This window comes from Peribacillus sp. P4_C12 (assembly GCF_056402095.1).
In genome coordinates, this window is sequence record NZ_JBFUIB010001007.1 from 1 (window position 1) to 840 (window position 840).

Annotated in this window: 1 protein-coding gene; it reads left to right on the top strand. The window is 39.4% G+C overall.

Translation table 11 applies throughout. From position 1 onward, the window contains the following. On the top strand, positions 1 to 761 hold a 761-nt coding region (locus tag AC1DUW_RS30865), incomplete at its 5' end, for an MFS transporter (protein WP_477644456.1). Positions 762 to 840: the final 79 nt, after the last annotated feature.

The following is an 840-nucleotide window of genomic DNA, read 5'->3' on the forward strand; positions in this document are numbered from 1 at the left end:
GGTTTTTTGTATCGAATACCCCAAAAGAAATGATTGCTAAAGGGAGAATGAGTAAGGAACAGGATATTGATGGACAAGACGGTTCTCCAATTGAAAAGATGTCGAAGGAAGAGAAAAGAAAAACCTACGGGCTTTTCTTAAAAGACTTTCATTTTTATGTCTATACTTTGCTTCTTTTTTGTCAATTGGCCGTTTATTGGGGAACTACTACCTGGTTAACTAGTTTTTTGGTTACGCAGCATGGGATGAATATTAAGGAAATGGGCTTCTTCGGTTCTGCCCCTTTTATCATTGCTTTCTTCGCTATGTTATTAGGGGGATGGCTGATGGATAAAGTTCTTGGTCGTATGAAACCTGTTGCTTTAATTGGGGGGATAGGTAGTATTCCTGTATTGTGGATGCTTGGTGCGATAGACAGTGGGAAACCTGCCCTGTTGCTCACTCTGCTCTTGCTTGTCGGTTTCTTTGTTAACTTAAACTTCGGCTCAATTTATGCTTTTTTGCCTAAACGCTATCCAAAGGAAATAGTCGGAAGTGCTACTGGGTTATCTAATGGTATTGGTCAACTGGGTGCGTTTGTGTCTCCTCTTGTCGCGGGTTATTTAGTGACTGTAGGGGCGGATGGTTCACAAGACTTTGGTAACGTTTTTATATTTTTTGCCTCAGTAGCGGCCCTGTCTGTTGTTTGTGCAATCATACTTAAAGAAAAGCCGGTATCGGATTCAGTTATTCCAACGGTAAACCAAGAGAAGGTTATTTAAGGTTGTTTAGTAGTTTTTGTTATCTTTGATTATTTGTGGATAAGGGAAATATATATGAATTTTTGACGAAGTCCTATAA